The organism is Pseudomonas sp. B21-009 (genome assembly GCF_024749345.1).
In the GTDB taxonomy this organism is placed as follows: Bacteria; Pseudomonadota; Gammaproteobacteria; order Pseudomonadales; family Pseudomonadaceae; genus Aquipseudomonas.
Window position 1 is genome coordinate 4553010 of record NZ_CP087199.1, and the last position, 14951, is coordinate 4567960.

Sequence of the window (14951 nt, forward strand, 5' to 3'; positions counted from 1 at the left end):
CAACTGCTAGGCTGCATGGCGTGAGTTGGTTACAGCTTATAACAAAAAAGAATATAGTTTTTGTTTTAAAGAATATCACCACAGGGTAGGGTGTGCCCCTATCAGAACCTTCAGGATGGAGAGCGCCCTTGCCCCTGCGTAGCACTTTCACTCGTTTCTTTCAGTTGGAAGCTGCCAGCGGTCTATTACTGATTGCTGCAGCTGCCCTGGCCTTGATCATCAACAACTCGCCCTTGTCGTACCTGTACAACGGCTTGCTGGATGTTCCCGTAGTCGCCCAGATTGGCGCGCTGAAAATCGCCAAGCCCCTGTTGTTGTGGATCAACGACGGGCTGATGGCCCTGTTCTTTCTGCTGATTGGCCTGGAGGTCAAGCGCGAGGTGGTCGACGGGCATCTGTCCAAGCCTTCGCAGATCGTCTTGCCCGGCGCAGCCGCTATCGGCGGCATGGTGGTACCGGCGCTGATCTACTGGTTCCTCAACAAGGACAACCCGGCTGCCGTGGCTGGCTGGGCAATCCCCATGGCCACCGACATCGCCTTCGCCCTCGGCGTGCTGGCCTTGCTCGGCAAGCGCGTACCGGTTTCGCTCAAGCTGTTCCTGATGACCCTGGCGATCATCGACGACCTGGGGGCGATCATCGTTATCGCCCTGTTCTACTCGGGTACCCTGTCGAGCCTGTCGCTGGGCCTGGCGGCAGCTTGCCTGCTGGTACTGATCGCGATGAACCGCATGGGCGTGGTCAAGCTTGGCCCGTACATGGTGGTCGGCCTGATCCTCTGGGTCTGCGTGCTCAAGAGCGGTGTGCACGCCACCCTGGCCGGTGTCACCCTGGCGCTGTGCATTCCGCTGCGCACCAAGAACGCCGAGCCTTCGCCGCTGCTGAGCCTGGAGCATGCCCTGCACCCCTGGGTTGCCTATGGCATCCTGCCGCTGTTCGCCTTCGCCAACGCCGGTGTGTCACTGGCCGGGGTCAGCCTCGAAAGCTTCACCCATCACGTGCCGATGGGCATTGCCGTAGGTTTGCTGGTGGGCAAGACCCTCGGCGTGTTCGGCTTCGCCTGGGTGATGATCAAGGCAGGCATGGCCGCCTTGCCGGCGGGTGCCAACTGGGGCCAGGTGCTGGGTGTGGCGATTCTCTGCGGCATCGGCTTTACCATGAGCCTGTTTGTCGGCTCCCTGGCCTTCGTGCCGGGTAGCAGCGAATACGCCGGCATGGACCGCATGGGCATTCTCACCGGCTCCATTCTGGCCGCGCTGATCGGCTATGGCATCACCGCGCTGTCGAGTCGCAAGCCCGTCACGGCCTGAGTCTCAAGGCAATAAAAAACCCCGACCGGCTTTGCCGAGTCGGGGTTTTTAATGGGTGGTGCAAAACTCAGTGAGTGACGCGGCTGGTGCCGTCGACGGTCATGATCCGCACACGCTCGCCGACGCGGAAGATCTCGTTCTGCTGCACGGCCTGCACGTAGGCGCGCATGCTGCCGTCATCTTCACGCACGGTGATTTCCACGCCCTGGGTGCGGGTCAGGCCTTCTTCGGCGGCGGAGCCTGCCAGGCCACCGGCCACGGCGCCGATCACGGCGGCAACGATACTGCCGCGGCCACCACCTACCGCACTGCCGGCGACGCCGCCGACGATGGCACCGGCGCCGCCGCCGATCGGGGTCTTGGTCCCTTCGATTTTTACCGGCCGCAGGGACTCGATGGTGCCCATGCGCACGGTCTGCACACGGCGCGCTTCATCACGGGAGTACGAATCGCCGGTCAGGCTCGAGGCACAACCACCAAGCAGCAGCGACATTGTGGTGAAGCTTGCCACCAGCAGAACAGATTTACGCATTGGATGATCTCCGTAAGACAGATGCTCATTAGACTCCGCGCATTGACGACTGTCACGACACATGCGGGGTAAAATTGCTTCCATTCAGCTTCCGTACAGCCTGTTGCTATCGGGGCAGCCTGTAGAAACTTCTAGCGCAAGGATAGACATGGATTACTTCATCGTCGTCATAACCACCGTGGCAGGCTTGTACTTCCACTGGTGGATCTACGTTCGCATCAAGCGCTGGATGGACCGTGACCTGGCCTTGTCGCTGGCAGGCCAGGACGAAGGCAAGAAAGCCTTCATGCTACAACGTCTGGACAGCGCCAAGGCGCAAAAGGTCAAACGCAGTGAACTGGCGGCCTGGCTGGAACGCGAGGCCGCCGGTTACCAGGCCGATTAAGGCGCGAGGCGCTCACGCAGCCAGTTACCTTGCTGCAAGCGATAGTTGAGGCGGTCGTGCAGGCGGCTGGCGCGGCCCTGCCAGAACTCGATGCGCTCGGGTAGCAGGCGGTAGCCACCCCAGTGCTCCGGGCAGTGTGGCTGGTTGTCGCTAAAGCGCTGTTCGGTGGCCTTGACCAGGCCCTCGAGCTCGGCGCGGTTGGCGATCACCCGGCTCTGCGGTGAGGCCCAGGCGCCCAGGCGGCTGCCCAGCGGGCGCACCTGGTAATACTCGTCCGATTCTTGCGGGCTGACCTTGACCACCCGGCCCTCAATACGCACCTGACGCTCCAGCGCCGGCCAGAAGAAGGTCATGGCCGCGAACGGGTTGGCCAGCAGTTGCTGGCCCTTGGCGCTGTCGTAGTTGGTGAAGAAGGTAAAACCCTCCTCGTCCAGGCCCTTGAGCAGGACAATCCGGCAATGCGGGCGGCCTTCGCTATCCACCGTCGCCAGGGTCATGGCGTTGGCTTCCACCGGTGGCTGCTCGGTGTTCAGGGCATCATCGAACCATTGACGAAACAACGCGAACGGCTGCGCCGGAGCCTGGGCTTCGGTCAGGCCATCGCGGGTGTAATCGCGGCGCATATCGGCCAGGGACTGGGTCATTACTGCGTTCCTTGACGATCAGTTAGTCTTCGCAGGGCTGGTGTTGGCGGCGACTTTTTTCGCCGCCGGTGCCGCCGCCTTCTTCGCCGCAGGCTTGGCGGCAGGCTTCTTGGCAGCGGCCTTGGCCGGCGCGGCTTTCTTGGCCACAGTGGCCTTTTTCGCTGGCGCCTTGGCTGCAGGCTTGGCAGCCGGTTTCGCTGCAGCCTTGGCCGGAGCCTTGGCATCCTGTACGGCAACCAGTTCAGCCGGGCTCGGGGTTGGCTGCTTGTACTTGGCCAGCAAGGCAACCATGGTGTTCTGCGGGGTCAGTACCAGTTCAACGCGACGGTTCAAGGCGCGGCCTTCAACGCTGTCGTTGGCGGCACGCGGCATTTGCGAGCCCATGCCGCGCAGCATCAGGCGATCACGCTCCAGGCCGCTGAGGCGGAAGATCGCCGCCACGGAACCGGCGCGCTCCTGGCTGAGTTTGGTGTTGGCGGCGGCAACACCGCTGGTGTCGGCATGCCCCAGGACCAGCACGGCAGTCTGCTTGTCGGCCTCGACGGCTTTGGCTACGCGAGTGATCGGGCCGAGGGTGACCGGCAGCAGCATCGCTGGGCGATCCGGGTTGTAGGAGCTGTCGACCGGCACGGTCACGACCAATACGTCTTCACGGCGCTCGACTTCGAACTTGCTGTCCTTGATCGCTTCGCGCAGCTTTGGCTCGTAGCTGTCGAGCCAGGCCTGGGTGGCCTTGTGGTCGATTTTCGGTACGGCAGCGGTCTTGCCCTTGGCGTCGTCACCAAACGGCCACCACCAGCGGCTGGCGCTTTCCGACTTGGCGTCGGCCTTGGCGACTTTTTCGGTGACCACTTCCTTAACTTCCTTGTCGACGACCTGGTCCGAGCCAAACGGCCACCAGTTGAAGCCGGCATCTGCGGCCCCGTCTTTTTGAGGATGCTGCGCGCAGCCGGTCACGGCCAGGCACAGGGCGAGAGCTAAGGATTTATGCGAAGACATCAGCGATACACCATGAAAATGAAAGAAATTTGGCCCAGCAATGCAGGGCTTTGGAATTCAGAATAGCCAAAGGGTTCAGGCCCCATGGGGGTTAACCGATCAAAGGCAGCTGGCCAATACCCGCACCAGCTTCTGCGCCCGAGGGTCCATGAGCACGTAAGGGCCCAGGGTATTGGTAACAAAACCAAAGGAAACATCGTGTTCCGGATCGGCAAAGCCCACCGAACCGCCCGCCCCCGGGTGACCGAAGGCGCGCGCGCCCAGACCAAAGGTCGCGTTGGCGACGCTCGGCTGGTCAAGCATGCAGCCAAGACCGAAACGGGTCGAGGTCAACAAGGTCCGATCCTGGCCAAGGCTGTGCTCGCGGGTCAGCTCATCGAGCAGCTCCGACTCCAGCAAACTGCCATCGAGCAGGCCTGCGTAGAAACCGGCGAGGCTGCGGGCGTTGCCGTGGCCGTTGGCCGCCGGTTGCTGCATGCGCCGCCACTCGGGTTTGTTGACGCTGGTAAGCATCCCCGGCGGGTTGGTAAAGGCCCGGGTCGACAGGGCTTGCGGCTCGCGCAGGGTGACCTGGAGCAGGCGCTGGGCCGCCTCGTCGCCCATGTTGCCTTTGCTGCGGGCGATATGCGCAACGCGGGGGAAGTCTTCTTCGCCAAGGCCGATATGAAAGTCCAGGCCCAGCGGCCTGGCCGTGCGGGCAACGATCGATTCGCCTGGCTGGCGGCCATCGGCACGGCGAATCAGTTCGCCGATCAACCAGCCAAAGGTAATGGCCGCATAGCCGTGGGCCGTACCCGGGGTCCACCACGGTGATTCGCCAGCCAGTGCCTGGACCATGGCGTGCCAGTCGTAGAGGGCTTCGGCCGGCATCAGCTCACGCAGGGCCGGCACACCGGCGCGATGGCTGAGCAGTTGCCGCAAGGTGATCGATTGCTTGTCGGTCTGGGCGAACTCCGGCCAGTACCGCGCCACCGGCGCATCCAGGGCCAGCTTGCCTTCGCCGACCAGCTGCAGGGCGGTCACGGCGGTGAACATCTTGGTGCAGGAGAACAGGTTGGCAATGGTATCGCTGTGCCAGGCCTCGGCGCCGTCTTTATCGGCGCTGCCGGCCCAGAGGTCGATGACGGTTTCGCCGCCAACCTGGATGCACAGCGCCGCGCCACGCTCCTGAGGATCGTCGAACAGCGCCGCAAAGGCTTCACGTACCGCTTCAAACTTAAGCTCGTAATGACCCTGAATCTGCACCCAGCAACTCCCGCGAAACCGGCTTATCAAATGGCTGTGCATTGTTTCAGCCTGCGCACGATTTGGGAACAGACAGAAGCCGGGCGGTGCATGCCCGGCAGCAGGTGTCAGGGAGTCTTCGGTGCTTTTTCCGGGGTCACCAGGGTTTTACCGAACTGTTCCTGGGTTTGCAGATTGCTCTTGCGCACGCCGTCGACAAAGCCCTGGAACGGTACATCGGTAATGCCGACCAGGCCGAAATGGCCGTTCTCGCCATCGAGCAGGCGCCCGCTGGCAGGTTGGTCGAGGTACTGGAACCAGTGCACACCGACGATTGACGGCTCATCCAGGGCAGCCTTGACGAAGCTGGCATAGGCCGGCGCCCTGCCCTCTTCCTTGGCCACCTCCATCGGCCCCGACCAGAACGGGCCGCGGTCGCGGGAGCCGAACTGGAACTCGGAGACCAGCACCGGCTTGTCCAGCGCCTTGAGCTGGTTGAAGTCGTAGCCGTCCTGCGGTTTGGGCGTGTAGAAATTGAAGCTGATGACGTCGCAGTACTCGGCACAGGCGCCGACTGCTTCCGGGGTGCTCACGGCATAACGGCCGCCAAGCAACAGATGATTGGGCGCATGCCACTTCAGCGAGTCGGAAATGGTCTTGAAATAGGTTTCGGCGAAGACCTTCTGGAAGTATTTGAAGTCGGCCTCGATTTCCGGGTGCTCAGGGCTTGGCAGCGGCGGTTCGAACCCTGGGTCTTCCATCAGCTCCCAAGCGGGCAGATCGATGCCCCAGGCCTTGGACAGGCCGGCCTGGTTGCGGTACTTGTCGCGCAACTGCTTGAGGAAGGCACGCTTGGCCGGTACATCGGTGGTCAGGCGCAAGGTGCCGTAGGCCAGGGCGTAGCGGGCCTTGGGATCGTCACCGGGGGCGGCCCAGGCCAGCTCGTTGTCGGCAAAGTAGCCGATCAGCCAGGGGTCGTCGCGGTGATCGCGGGCGGCAATCGCCACCGCACGCTCGGTGGCCATGGCAAAGCGCGGGTCGAACGGGTCAGGCATGCCGCCCCACCAGTCCATGCCGGTGCTGATGCTGGTGTAGTCACCAACGATCGACAGCGGCAAGGTGTACGGCATGCGGTTGGCCTGGCCAAGCGTCGGCTCGCTCCAGTTGCCCAGGGTATTGAAGCCCCAGGCTTGCAGGCGGTCGAGGGTGTGGCCCTGCCAGCGCTGCTTGTCCAGGCCCGCAGGCGGGCATTCCAGCGCCGGCGCCTTGTCGCTGGCTGCCACAGGCGTGCACGGCGTGCCATGGCTGCGCTCGATGTTGGCGGCATAGAAGTCGAACCAGCGCCCCTGGTTGAAGTTGCGACCACGGGCCGAGCCATTGCCGTCGTTGTTGTTGCCTTCACCGTAGAACTGCGCCAGCGCCTCACCTGCTTGCGGCAGTGCGCTGAACATGCTCTCGCGCCCTGCTACATAGGTACGGCCACCGTCGGCTGCCACGGTGTTGACGCCCAGGGAATAGAACGGATGGCCTTCGGGGGTCACCAGGTACCAGCGACCTTCGCGTTTCTCGGTGCGAAAGAAGCCCTTGGCCTCGAACGCCGGGCCTTCGCTGATGCCACCGAACTTGTCGAGCTTGAGCTTGCTGCGTTCGCCCAGCCAGCCTTTGAGCTGCTGCTGTTCGCGGCCGGCGGCGGCCTTGAGCTGGTCATCGCTGACGATCTTTTCCGGCCAGCGACCGCGGGTCGACTGGCCATAGCCGTCGATCAGGCCGGTGTACACGGCCTTTTGCAGTTGCTCGTCATCCTGGGTGCCGACGCGCTCGATGAGGATGCTCTGGGCGACGTTGGGCTTGTTCATCGACAAGGTCACCGACACCACCTGCTTGAGATCGACCTCGCCAGCGCTGCTGGTCAGCAGTACCCGCTGGCCCTCGTGCACCCAGGGCATCGGCGGCCCGGCGCGCATGCCCTGGCTCAGCGGCGAACTGGCCTTGAGCGGCACATAGACGGTTTGCGCCGGGCCCGCCGGCAGGTCGATGCGGCTGGTGAGGGTCTTGCCGTCGCTGCTTAGCACCGTGACATCGACGGTCAGTGCCCAGTCCATGGCACTTTGCAGACGCAAGGTCAGGGCCGTGGCGCTGGACCAGTCCCAGGCCCCGGCCTGCGGAGTCAGGCGCAGCTTGGGCTGCGCCACCGGGTTGAACACCACGCGGCGCAGCACCTCGCCCTCGGCCGTCTGCTCTGCGTTGTACTGCGGCAGGCTGGCATCTTCGGTCAGCACATTGACCACGGCGGCCGGGCGAACGAAGCTGAACAGCGTCTGTTGCCCAGCCAGCAACGGCGTGCTGAACAACAGTGCGAATACGGCAGGCAAGGTACGGCGAATCATAGGGCTGGAGCTCTCCTTGAGGGCCCATGGGGCCTTGAACTGAGTGATAGACAACGCCCGGAGCATTGCGCTCCGGGTTTTCAGGAAATTTCCCGGCGAAACGGTGGCAACGCATTGAGAATAGCCTTGCCGTAGCGCTGGGTGACCACCCGCCGGTCAAGCAGGGTGATGGTGCCGCGGTCCTCTTCGGTGCGCAGCAGCCGCCCGCAGGCCTGGATCAGCCGCAACGAGGCGTCCGGCACGGCGATCTCCATGAACGGGTTGCCGCCACGGGCCTCGATCCATTCGGCCAGGGCGGCTTCGACCGGGTCATCCGGCACGGCGAAAGGAATCTTGGCGATCACCACGTGCTCGCAATAAGCGCCCGGCAGGTCGACGCCTTCGGCGAAGCTGGCGAGGCCGAACAGCACGCTGGAATCACCGCCATCGACCCGCGCCTTGTGCTTGTTGAGGGTTTCCTGCTTGGACAGGTTGCCCTGGATGAACACCTGCTTGCGCCAGTCGCGGTCCAGGCCATCGAACACGTCCTGCATCTGCTTGCGCGAGGAAAACAGCACCAGCGAACCGCGCGAACCTTCCACCAGCTCCGGCAGGTCGCGGATGATCGCCGCGGTGTGGGCGGCGGCATCGCGCGGGTCGGCACGCAGGTCTGGCACCCGCAGCACGCCGGCGTCAACGTGGTGGAAGGGGCTCGGCACAACACTGGTAACGGCGGTCTTGGGCAGCCCGGCACGCATGCGAAAACGATCGAACTTGCCCAGTGCCGTCAGGGTCGCCGAGGTCACCAGGGCGCCGTGGGCGACGTTCCACAGGTTGCGCCGAAGCATTTCGGCGGCAAGGATCGGGCTGGCATTGACCTCGATATCGAACAACGCGCCGCTTTCGGCCAGGGTCAGCCAGCGGGCCATGGGCGGGCTGTCTTCCGGGTCTTCGGCGGTGAAGGCGGTCCACAACTCCCAGTTGCCCTGGGCGCGCATCAGCAGGCTGCCGAACAGCGGGTACCACTCCTCGGCCTGATGGCTGGCGATGCCGATATTGACCTCGCCATCCATGCCTTCCTTGAGCAGCTCGGTCAGGCGGGTGAACAGGTCGCTGAGGCGCGAAAAGCCCTTTTTCAGCTCGATGCCCATCTCGCGCATGTGCTCAGGCACCACGCCGCCTTCGAAACGATGACGGGGCCGCTCACGGCCTTCCATGTCTTCGCCCGGGCGGAAATCGGCAACCTGCTCGCAGGCGCTGAACATGAACTGCTGCTGGGCCTTGATCTCGCGGGCCAGCTCCGGCACCTGCTCGATAAATTTGCCCAGGTCGCCCGGCAGCGGATGCTGGGCCAGCAGCTTGGTCAGGTTCTTGGCGGTTTGCTCGAGCCAGTCGGCAGTCGAGCGCAAGCGGGTGTAATGGGCGAAATGGCCGATGGCCTTGTCGGGCAGGTGGTGGCCTTCGTCGAATACATAAATGGTGTCGCGCGGGTCCGGCAGCACGGCGCCGCCGCCCAGGGCCAGGTCGGCGAGAACCATGTCGTGGTTGGTGACGATTACATCGACCTTGCCCATGCCTTCGCGGGCCTTGTAGAAGGTGCACTGGCCGAAGTTCGGGCAATGGCGCCCGGTGCACTGGCTGTGGTCGGTGGTCAGGCGCGCCCAGTCCTGGTCTTCCAGAGCCTGGGGCCAGCTGTCACGATCGCCATCCCAGCGGTTGCCGGCGAGCTTCTCGATCATGCTGGTAAACAGCTTCTGGCTGGCCTCGTCGACCTCGATCCGGAAGCCTTCTTCCTCGAACAGCTGGGCGGTGGCCGATTGCGCCTGGCCTTCCTGCAGCAGCACGTCGAGTTTCGACAGGCACAAGTAGCGGCCACGGCCCTTGGCCAGGGCGAAGCTGAAATTGAGGCCGCTGTTGCGCATCAGGTCGGGCAGGTCCTTGAAGACGATCTGCTCCTGCAGGGCAACCGTGGCGGTGGCGATCACCAGGCGCTTGCCGGCCGCCTTGGCCGCCGGAATCGAGGCCAGGCTATAGGCCACTGTCTTGCCAGTACCGGTGCCGGCCTCGACCGCGACCACCGCTGGTTCACCGACGCGCCGGCCTTCGTCGTCACAGTCGATATCGCCAAGCACCTTGGCCACTTCGGCAATCATCAGACGCTGGCCGTAGCGCGGCTTAAGGCTCTTGGCTTCGAGAAAACGCGAATAGGCGCCCTGAATCGTGGTTTTGAGTTCGTTGCTGATCATGGTGTCGGGCGCCCGAAGGGCTGGATAAATTTTCAGTGTTTCGATTGGGTCGCTATCATACCCCGCTATTGCCCTTTGCGCCGAATGGAGATCCCCATGCCCGTCTTTGCCCTATCTTACAGCCTGCATGTTCTGGCCGCCCTGGTGTGGGTCGGGGGGATGTTCTTTGCCTGGCTGATCCTGCGCCCGGCGGCGGTTGCAGCCCTGGAAGGCCCCGCTCGCCTACGCCTGTGGGTAGAAGTGTTTCAGCGTTTTTTTGGCTGGGTATGGATCGCAATCGCGGTGCTGGCGATCAGCGGCATGTTCATGGTCAACACCCGTTTTGCCAGCTTCGAGACCACGCCACGGCATGTCCAGGTGATGATCGGCGGTGCGATTGCGATGTTTGCCGTGTTCTTTCGTGTCCAGTCGTTGCTGTACCCGGAACTGCGCCAGGCGGTGCAGGCTGAGGACTGGCCGGCGGGCGCGGCGGTGATGGCGAGGATTCGGCGGATGGTCGGGCTCAACCTGGTGCTGGGGATTGCGGTGGTGTTGTCGGGTGGGGTGCTGTGGTGAACCAGGTCAAGGGGCTGCTTTGCAGCCCGTCGCCGGCAAAGCCGGCTCCAACAGGGGCCGGCGCGTACTTTTACAGGCGCTGCAAGATCAACTCTCCAACTGCACCCGCCGCTCCCGGCTGACCCGCAGCCCCAGGTTTGCCTGCCGCACCACCCGCAGTACTGTACACCAGGCAGCCCTTGCTTGCGCCACCGGCCCCCGGCTTGCCGGCTGCACCCGCCACGCCTGGCGCACCGCCATCAAGCTGGACCACGATGCGCTCAGCAGGAAAACCTGCCGGTAACACCAGCCGCACCCGGCCACCCGGCGCGCCGTCATGGCCATTGCCACCGTTGTCGCCATTGGCGCCGCGGCTGGCCTGGCCCCAGGTGCAGCCCCCCGGCTTGCCATTGGCGCCATCAAGGCCGACATAACCCGGCGCACCGGCGCCGCCACGGGCATCAATGGCCAGGGTCGAGGCTTTGAGTTCATGCAGTTGCAGTTCCAGGTTGCGCCCGGCCTTTGCCGCTTTTTCGTAAGTGCCCGGGGCACCATGGGCAACGATCTGGCTGCCCTCGCCGAAGCTGGCCCGTTGCACTTCAAGCTGCAGGGTGGTTTCGGCCGGCACGATGGCAATTCGCGCCTCCTGGCCCAGGTGCAACTCATCGACCCTGAGATCGACCAGGCTGGCGGGCAGCACCAGGGTGGCGGAATCAGCAACCTCCAGGCGCTGCAAATGCACGACGCTGGCCTTGTTTGGCAGGCGCAGCACCGAATGGGCCGCCACGCTGATGGCGTCGGCCAGGGCCAGAGGGCTGAACAATGCAGCCAGAATGATCAATTTACGCATTAGCAGCTTCCTTGCGGGGTGCCGGAATTGAAAGAACATGAAAAATACCGACCAGCAGGATCTGCAAGCGATCGAACCAACGATGGCTGCGCTCACGCAGGCAACCATTGAACATCAATACTTCCAGCAAGTGCAGGCCAAGCAGGGCGGCACCGGCGGCATTGATCAGCAGGTGGAAGGGGTGCTCCAGCGGTATCAGCAGATTGACCAGTACCACCCACCAGAACACCACGGTCAGGGCCTTGGCCAGCCCCAGTAACCCTTGCATAGGCGCCCCCCGTTGTTATTTTTCGGTGGCGATGCCAGGGGTGCTGGCATCGCCTGCAACAGTAACGGCTGACACGCTCCTTGTGCCAGTCCTTGTGTCAGTGGCCCGATCAATTAAGGTGCAGTTCCACCCTGCGGTTCTGCGCCCGCCCGGCATCAGTGTCGTTATCGGCAACCGGCTGGCTTTCACCCTGGCCCTGGCTGGTGACCTTGGCGGGCGACAGGCCCTGGCTGATCAGGTACTCGGCAACACTGCTGGCTCGCCGTTCGGACAGCGCCTGGTTATAGGCGTCCGAGCCCTGGCTGTCGGTATGGCCGACGACTTTGACGCTGGTTACATTGGCGCCATTGAGCTTGCTGGTCAGCGCCTGCAACTGCTGTTGGGCCGCGCTGGTCAACTGCGCCGAGTCAAAGGCGAACATCACCGCGCCCTGGTCGCTGAGGGTAATCACTTCCGAGGTCGGTGCAGGCTCCGGCGCTTTCTGGCTCGCCGGGTATTGCGGCAGCGGGCAACCGGTATGGCTGACCGGGGTGTTGGCCGGCGTGTCGGGGCATAGGTCGCGACGGTCGAACACGCCGTCTTCATCCTCGTCACCGTCCTGGGCATAACAGATCAGGCCGCCGGCAATCGCGCCGGCAGCACCGGCACCGGCTGCCCAGGCGGAACTTTCGATGGCACCCAGACCGCCACCGACCAGACCGCCAAGCAGGCTGCAGATAGGCCAGGTCCTTTGATTGAGTGGGGCGCTGCCATCGCTGTGGGTCGCACAACCGGAGAGCAGGCTTGCGGCCAGAAGGACCGGCAGTGTGGCCTTGAAGAGAACACTCATGAGAATTGCTCCTGTGTCACCGGCCTCTACCGGTCACACAGGAGTAAAGACCGGCCTGCGGTACTTCTCAAGCCGCAGGCCGCTGGCGCTTCAGCGCTCGATGCGAATTTCCGTACGACGGTTCTGCGCCCGGCCATCGGCAGTGGCGTTGTCGGCAACCGGCTGGGTCTCACCGGCACCGCGCACCGAGACGAAGCTGGCACGTGGCACGCCGCTCTCGATCAGGTATTCGGTGACCGAATGCGCGCGGCGCTCCGAGAGTTGCTGGTTATAGGCATCGGAGCCTTTGCTGTCGGTGTGGCCAGTGACACTCAAGCGCGCGCTCGCCGCTTCGTTTTTCAGGCGCGTGGCAATGGTATTGAGGCGCTCCTTGTCGGTTGCGGTCAGCTTGGCCGAATCGAACTCGAAGTGAACATCGCGAATGACAATGACCTCTTCCTTGACCACGGCGACTTCTTCGACCACGGCGACAGGCTCCGGCGGGCATCCGTTGGCATCGACCTGCACGCCACGTGGCGTGCCCGGGCACTTGTCGCGGCTGTCCGGCACGCCATCGCCGTCTTCGTCGCCATCGCCGTGGGCCCAGCAGTAACCGGCGGCCATGCCCGCGCCAAGCAGCGCGCCCCAGCCTGCCCAGCTGGAGCTCTCGATAGCGCCCAGGGCTGCGCCGCCTACGCCCCCGACGGCAGCACACTTCGGCCAGTCGGTTTTTTGCAAACCTGCACAACCAGTCAACACGCTGGTTAGCAGAACCAGAGGTAATGCTGTGCGTACTATGCTCATTTTGTTGCATCTCCTAGGGGGAATCGGTGCAAAACCGATGCTCTGGGAGTAAAGACCGCCTCATTGATATCCGCCAGCAATAGGCCATGATGCGGCGCCGCGGCACTATGCCAAGTGGCGCCAGACCGTTAGTCTTGCCCCATCTGACCGAGGATTCCCGATGATGGACGGTTTTTCCCAGCGCACCCCGCAACAGGCCCTGGCCGCCCTGCTTGATCGCTATGCGCCACAACGCCTGCTATTGATAGGTGAGCGCTTTCCGGCTCTGGAGGCTTTCGCCCAGGCGCACCCGCAGGCGCAAATCGCCGTGGCCAACCCCGGCGCTCTGCCGGCCGAGCTTGCGGCGCAACGCTTCGACCTGGCGCTGCTGGTCGATTGCCTCGAGCACCTGAGCAAACGCGATGGCCTGCAATTGCTCGGCGGCATCCGCAACCTCAATGCCAGCCGCGTGGCGGTGCTGGCCGACCTGAGCGCCTGCGATTGGCAAGAAACCGACTTCTTCGCCCTGGCCCTGCAAGCCAGTGAAAAATTCCAGCGCGATGCGCAGGTTTTGAACCTGTTCACCTATGATCTACGTGAATACAAACAGGTCCCGGACTGGCTCAACGCCAAGTTCTGGGCCAACCCGGAAAATTTTGGCAAGTACTGGTGGTGAAGCAATGAGTGTCTCGGTTTGTCCTTGCGGTAGCGGCGATCTGCTCGATACCTGCTGCGGGCATTATCACGCTGGGCTCCCCGCCCCCGACGCGCAGACCCTGATGCGTTCGCGCTACAGCGCCTACGTGCTGGGGCTGGTCGACTATCTGGTGACCACCACCCTGCCAGCGCAGCAAGCCGGGCTCGACCGCGAGGCGATCCGCAACTGGAGCCAGCAGAGCACCTGGCTGGGCCTTGAAGTCGAAGGCGCCGAGGTGTTCGGCGGCAAGCCCGAACATGCCTTTGTCACCTTTACCGCTCGCTGGCACGACAGCGATGGCGAGCATTGCCATCGCGAACGCTCGGCCTTTGTGCAGAACCACGGCCGCTGGTACTTCATTGACCCGACCGTCGGCCTCAAGGTCACGCGCAACGATCCCTGCCCATGCGAAAGCGGGCAGAAGTTCAAGAAGTGCTGCTCCAGTTACCTGGGTAGCTGAGCTGATGGCCCGCCTGCTGCTGATCAGCGTTCTGCTCCTGCAACTGGCGGGCTGCGCCAGCTGGCTGGACAGCGACTACCAGGACCCACAGGTGCATCTGCTCAAGGTTGAACCGCTGAAGATGCGCCTGCTGCAGCAGGAATTCGTACTGCATGTCCAGGTCGACAACCCCAACGACAGCCGCCTGTTCATCCGTTACCTGGGCTACAAGGTGCTGATCAACGACCTGCCGTTGACCGAAGGCGAGGCCAGCCTGTGGCGCAGTGTCGGCCCGCACGCGCGGCGCATCTTCAAGATCCCGGTGCGCACCAACCTCTGGCAGCAGGTCAAACCCCTGGCCAAACTGCTCAAAGGTAGCGAAGGCCCACTGCGCTATCGCCTGGAAGGTGAGATGAGCAGCGGATTATTCTTCGCCCGCGACCTGCACTTGTCGCGCAGTGGTGAGATAATTCCCGGCGATCTTATTCCGGAGTAACCCAAGATGACCCAGCAACCCCATGTCCATGGCCCTGACTGCAACCACGATCATGATCATCACGACCATGACCATGGCCATGTACACGGCCCGCACTGCAACCACGGCCACCAGGAGCCGGTGCGCAACGCCCTGAAGGACGTCGGCCGCAACGATCCGTGCCCATGCGGCAGCAGCAAGAAGTTCAAGAAGTGCCACGGCGCCTGATCGCGGCCTTTTGCTAGTGGTCGGCGCTTGCGCAGTACGCCGGCGCGACCGCTAGCTCCCCTGCCGGCCCGACGCCTGGTCAGCTGGTGAAAATAAAGGCTGCGCCCCGCTTGCATGGTGTGATCGCGCTCACTAACGTAGCGCCTTTTACCGCCACGCCCTG

Annotated in this window: 17 protein-coding genes; 7 read left to right on the plus strand and 10 right to left on the minus strand. The window is 63.5% G+C overall.

Annotated features, from left to right (window positions below; all coding sequences use genetic code 11):
* Positions 1-128: 128 nt before the first annotated feature.
* Positions 129-1310 (plus strand): Na+/H+ antiporter NhaA, encoded by a 1182-nt coding sequence (gene nhaA, locus LOY34_RS20995; RefSeq protein ID WP_093380192.1) that lies wholly within the window; start codon positions 129-131, stop codon positions 1308-1310.
* Positions 1311-1377: 67 nt separating this feature from the next.
* Here the strand turns inward: nhaA and LOY34_RS21000 are convergent, their stop codons facing one another.
* Complete coding sequence (locus LOY34_RS21000; protein WP_010221079.1) at positions 1378-1842, minus strand: glycine zipper 2TM domain-containing protein; 465 nt, start codon at positions 1840-1842, stop codon at positions 1378-1380.
* 148 nt (positions 1843-1990) lie between these two features.
* Here LOY34_RS21000 and LOY34_RS21005 point away from each other — a divergent pair, with 148 nt between their 5' ends.
* The gene (locus LOY34_RS21005) at positions 1991-2227 is read left to right on the plus strand and encodes a hypothetical protein (RefSeq protein WP_038999159.1); all 237 of its coding nucleotides are present in this window, start codon (positions 1991-1993) and stop codon (positions 2225-2227) included.
* On the opposite strand, the gene pdxH is transcribed toward LOY34_RS21005, so the two are convergent.
* The 5 genes from pdxH to dinG all read right to left on the minus strand — a co-directional run bounded on the left by pdxH (position 2224) and on the right by dinG (position 9706).
* Positions 2224-2871: a pyridoxamine 5'-phosphate oxidase gene (gene pdxH, locus LOY34_RS21010; RefSeq protein WP_045197804.1), complete on the minus strand. Its 648-nt coding sequence runs from the start codon at positions 2869-2871 to the stop codon at positions 2224-2226. The two genes, LOY34_RS21005 and pdxH, sit on opposite strands and share 4 nt — an antisense overlap.
* An 18-nt stretch (positions 2872-2889) precedes the next feature.
* On the minus strand, positions 2890-3870 hold the full coding sequence (locus LOY34_RS21015) for an OmpA family protein (RefSeq protein WP_045197802.1): 981 nt from the start codon (positions 3868-3870) through the stop codon (positions 2890-2892).
* A gap of 99 nt (positions 3871-3969) precedes the next feature.
* Positions 3970-5115: a serine hydrolase domain-containing protein gene (locus LOY34_RS21020; protein ID WP_258663981.1), complete on the minus strand. Its 1146-nt coding sequence runs from the start codon at positions 5113-5115 to the stop codon at positions 3970-3972.
* Between the two features lie 107 nt (positions 5116-5222).
* Positions 5223-7481, minus strand: coding sequence for a beta-galactosidase (locus tag LOY34_RS21025; RefSeq protein ID WP_195884862.1), 2259 nt, complete (start codon positions 7479-7481; stop codon positions 5223-5225).
* An 80-nt stretch (positions 7482-7561) separates the two neighbouring features.
* On the minus strand, positions 7562-9706 hold the full coding sequence (gene dinG, locus LOY34_RS21030) for an ATP-dependent DNA helicase DinG (RefSeq protein ID WP_045197794.1): 2145 nt from the start codon (positions 9704-9706) through the stop codon (positions 7562-7564).
* 96 nt (positions 9707-9802) lie between these two features.
* On the opposite strand from dinG, the gene LOY34_RS21035 reads away from it, so the two are divergent.
* A complete protein-coding gene (locus LOY34_RS21035) occupies positions 9803-10261 on the plus strand; it encodes a CopD family protein (RefSeq protein WP_045197792.1) in 459 nt (152 codons plus the stop codon).
* Positions 10262-10331: 70 nt separating this feature from the next.
* Here LOY34_RS21035 and LOY34_RS21040 read toward each other — a convergent pair whose 3' ends face one another.
* The 4 genes from LOY34_RS21040 to LOY34_RS21055 all read right to left on the minus strand — a co-directional run bounded on the left by LOY34_RS21040 (position 10332) and on the right by LOY34_RS21055 (position 12970).
* On the minus strand, positions 10332-11090 hold the full coding sequence (locus LOY34_RS21040) for a collagen-like protein (protein WP_195884863.1): 759 nt from the start codon (positions 11088-11090) through the stop codon (positions 10332-10334).
* Entirely contained in the window at positions 11083-11358 is a 276-nt protein-coding gene (locus LOY34_RS21045; protein WP_045197789.1) for a DUF1145 domain-containing protein, read from the minus strand. Before LOY34_RS21045 ends, LOY34_RS21040 begins: the two co-directional genes overlap by 8 nt.
* Before the next feature lie 109 nt (positions 11359-11467).
* Complete coding sequence (locus LOY34_RS21050) at positions 11468-12187, minus strand: OmpA family protein (protein ID WP_093380174.1); 720 nt, start codon at positions 12185-12187, stop codon at positions 11468-11470.
* Positions 12188-12277: 90 nt separating this feature from the next.
* Positions 12278-12970, minus strand: coding sequence for an OmpA family protein (locus tag LOY34_RS21055; RefSeq protein WP_258663984.1), 693 nt, complete (start codon positions 12968-12970; stop codon positions 12278-12280).
* Between the two features lie 160 nt (positions 12971-13130).
* Here LOY34_RS21055 and LOY34_RS21060 point away from each other — a divergent pair, with 160 nt between their 5' ends.
* The 4 genes from LOY34_RS21060 to LOY34_RS21075 are packed head-to-tail and all read left to right on the plus strand — an operon-like array spanning position 13131 to position 14788.
* Entirely contained in the window at positions 13131-13625 is a 495-nt protein-coding gene (locus LOY34_RS21060; protein ID WP_093380171.1) for a DUF6231 family protein, read from the plus strand.
* Between the two features lie 4 nt (positions 13626-13629).
* The gene (locus LOY34_RS21065; protein WP_093380168.1) at positions 13630-14106 is read left to right on the plus strand and encodes a YchJ family protein; all 477 of its coding nucleotides are present in this window, start codon (positions 13630-13632) and stop codon (positions 14104-14106) included.
* Positions 14107-14110: 4 nt separating this feature from the next.
* The gene (locus LOY34_RS21070; protein WP_093380165.1) at positions 14111-14581 is read left to right on the plus strand and encodes an LEA type 2 family protein; all 471 of its coding nucleotides are present in this window, start codon (positions 14111-14113) and stop codon (positions 14579-14581) included.
* Positions 14582-14587: 6 nt separating this feature from the next.
* Positions 14588-14788 carry an SEC-C metal-binding domain-containing protein gene (locus LOY34_RS21075; RefSeq protein WP_010221064.1) on the plus strand — a complete coding sequence of 67 codons (201 nt, stop codon included), beginning with the start codon at positions 14588-14590 and terminating at the stop codon, positions 14786-14788.
* The last annotated feature ends 163 nt before the right edge of the window (positions 14789-14951 follow it).

Bases quoted from the DNA above. Each gene is read 5' to 3' on its own strand.
- LOY34_RS21000 (WP_010221079.1), bottom strand. From the start codon at position 1,842: ATGCGTAAATCTGTTCTGCTGGTGGCAAGCTTCACCACAATGTCGCTG.
- LOY34_RS21005 (WP_038999159.1), top strand. From the start codon at position 1,991: ATGGATTACTTCATCGTCGTCATAACCACCGTGGCAGGCTTGTACTTC.
- pdxH (WP_045197804.1), bottom strand. From the start codon at position 2,871: ATGACCCAGTCCCTGGCCGATATGCGCCGCGATTACACCCGCGATGGC.
- LOY34_RS21015 (WP_045197802.1), bottom strand. From the start codon at position 3,870: ATGTCTTCGCATAAATCCTTAGCTCTCGCCCTGTGCCTGGCCGTGACC.
- LOY34_RS21025 (WP_195884862.1), bottom strand. From the start codon at position 7,481: ATGATTCGCCGTACCTTGCCTGCCGTATTCGCACTGTTGTTCAGCACG.
- dinG (WP_045197794.1), bottom strand. From the start codon at position 9,706: ATGATCAGCAACGAACTCAAAACCACGATTCAGGGCGCCTATTCGCGT.
- LOY34_RS21035 (WP_045197792.1), top strand. From the start codon at position 9,803: ATGCCCGTCTTTGCCCTATCTTACAGCCTGCATGTTCTGGCCGCCCTG.
- LOY34_RS21040 (WP_195884863.1), bottom strand. From the start codon at position 11,090: ATGCGTAAATTGATCATTCTGGCTGCATTGTTCAGCCCTCTGGCCCTG.
- LOY34_RS21045 (WP_045197789.1), bottom strand. From the start codon at position 11,358: ATGCAAGGGTTACTGGGGCTGGCCAAGGCCCTGACCGTGGTGTTCTGG.
- LOY34_RS21050 (WP_093380174.1), bottom strand. From the start codon at position 12,187: ATGAGTGTTCTCTTCAAGGCCACACTGCCGGTCCTTCTGGCCGCAAGC.
- LOY34_RS21055 (WP_258663984.1), bottom strand. From the start codon at position 12,970: ATGAGCATAGTACGCACAGCATTACCTCTGGTTCTGCTAACCAGCGTG.
- LOY34_RS21060 (WP_093380171.1), top strand. From the start codon at position 13,131: ATGATGGACGGTTTTTCCCAGCGCACCCCGCAACAGGCCCTGGCCGCC.
- LOY34_RS21065 (WP_093380168.1), top strand. From the start codon at position 13,630: ATGAGTGTCTCGGTTTGTCCTTGCGGTAGCGGCGATCTGCTCGATACC.
- LOY34_RS21070 (WP_093380165.1), top strand. From the start codon at position 14,111: ATGGCCCGCCTGCTGCTGATCAGCGTTCTGCTCCTGCAACTGGCGGGC.
- LOY34_RS21075 (WP_010221064.1), top strand. From the start codon at position 14,588: ATGACCCAGCAACCCCATGTCCATGGCCCTGACTGCAACCACGATCAT.